This is a genomic window from Rubellimicrobium rubrum (assembly GCF_006152115.1).
Taxonomy (GTDB): Bacteria; Pseudomonadota; Alphaproteobacteria; order Rhodobacterales; family Rhodobacteraceae; genus Rubellimicrobium; species Rubellimicrobium rubrum.
This window is the reverse complement of record NZ_VDFU01000095.1, coordinates 1-1,554: the sequence shown is the minus strand read 5'-3', so window position 1 is coordinate 1,554 and position 1,554 is coordinate 1. Positions and strand designations below refer to the sequence as shown.

Sequence of the window (1,554 nt, the reverse complement as noted above, 5' to 3'; positions counted from 1 at the left end):
GGGCGTTTGGAGGACATGGGGTCGTTCCAGAAGTACATCGGGGGCAGCCCCACGAACATGGCGGCGGGCACGGCGCGGCTGGGGCTGCGCTCGGCGCTGATCACGCGGGTGGGCGACGAGCACATGGGCCGCTTCATCCGCGAGGAGCTGGCCCGCGAAGGCGTGGACGTGCGGGGCGTGGTGACCGACCCCGAGCGGCTGACGGCGCTCGTCATCCTGGGCATCCGCGACCAGGAGCAGTTCCCGCTCATCTTCTACCGCGCCGACTGCGCCGACATGGCGCTCTGCGAGGACGACATCGACCCGTCCTTCATCGCCGAGGCCCGTTCGGTGGTGGCCACCGGCACGCATCTGAGCCACCCGCGCACGGAAGCCGCGGTGCTCAAGGCGCTGCGGCTGGCGCGCGAGACGGGCGCCCAGACCGCGCTCGACATCGACTACCGTCCGAACCTCTGGGGCCTGGCCGGGCACGGGGCGGGGGAGAGCCGCTTCATTGAGAGCGCGGCCGTCACGGCCAAGCTGCAATCGCACCTCGCGCTCTTCGACCTGATCGTGGGCACGGAGGAGGAGTTCCACATCGCGGGTGGCTCCACGGACACCGTCGAGGCGCTGCGCGCCGTGCGCGCGGTGTCGCAGGCCACGCTGGTGTGCAAGCGGGGCGCCCGCGGCGCCGTGGCCTTCACCGGCGCCGTCCCCGACTCCCTTGACGACGGCGAGGCCGGCCCGGGCTTCCCCATCGAGGTGTTCAACGTGCTGGGCGCGGGCGACGGCTTCATGTCGGGCCTGCTCAAGGGCTGGCTCGACGGGGAGAGCTGGCCGCGCGCGCTCGAATACGCCAACGCCTGCGGCGCCTTCGCCGTCTCCCGCCATGGCTGCACACCCGCCTATCCCTCGCTCACCGAGCTGCAATGGTTCCTCGACCGCGGCGTGACCACCCCGGCGCTGCGCAAGGACGCCCCGCTCGAACAGCTCCACTGGTCCACGAACCGCCATGGGCAGTGGGACCGGATGCGCGTCTTCGCCTTCGACCATCGCAAGCAGATGGAGGAGATGGAGGGCGCCACCCCCGACAAGATCGGCGCGTTCAAGCTCCTGTGCCTGGAGGCCGCGCAACAGGTCGCGGACGGGCAGCCCGGCTACGGCATCCTTTGCGACGGCCGCCTGGGGCGCGACGCGCTCTACAAGGCGGCCGGAACGGGCCTGTGGATCGGCCGTCCCGTGGAATGGCCCGGCTCCCGCCCGCTCACGCTCGAGCCCGAGTTGGGCCCCGACTTCGGCGGCCTCTCGGAATGGCCGCTGGAGCATGTGGTCAAGGTGCTGTGCTTCTGCCACCCCGAGGACGACGCCCAGATGTGGGCCGACCAGGAGGCGACGCTGGTGCGCCTCTTCGCGGCCGCGCGGCGCAACCGGCTCGAGGTGCTCCTGGAGGTGATCCCCTCCAAGGTGGCCCCGGTGGATGACGACACCACGGCCCGCATCATCGAGCGCATCTACGCCCTGGGGCTTTACCCCGACTGGTGGAAGCTCGAGCCTTTCAAGACCGATGCCGCCTGG

The 1,554-nt window shown here is 71.2% G+C and carries 1 protein-coding gene; it reads left to right on the top strand.

The features are described from left to right. The coding region (locus FHG66_RS21350; protein WP_139079159.1) for a bifunctional 5-dehydro-2-deoxygluconokinase/5-dehydro-2-deoxyphosphogluconate aldolase at positions 1-1,554 on the top strand (1,554 nt) is incomplete at both ends.